1 pseudogene is annotated in these 237 nt (G+C 52.3%); it reads left to right on the forward strand.

Going from position 1 to position 237, the window contains the following annotated elements:
* A pseudogene (locus ACW5W8_RS24125) lies at positions 1 to 224 on the forward strand (IS4 family transposase); the annotation flags it as partial.
* Positions 225 to 237 lie beyond the last annotated feature (13 nt).

Below are 237 nucleotides of genomic sequence, written 5' to 3' on the forward strand. Positions count from 1 at the left end.
AGCTGAGTTTTCACATGGCGTCGGTCTATCTCATCCATGAACTGAGCTGCATGCCGTACCTGTCACCGGGGAGTATCCCGAAGCGGGTGGCAGAGCTGGATAAGCAGGCGGGGCAGTTTGTGTTACCAGAGAGAAGAGAGCGCAGTTACCCCCGCTGTGTGAAGCCAAGGCCACAGAAGTACAGTGTGAAAAAAGCCAATAAAAACAATGCCAGTCAGGCTTAACTGACTGGCATTA

It is taken from the genome of Aeromonas aquatilis (assembly GCF_054052405.1).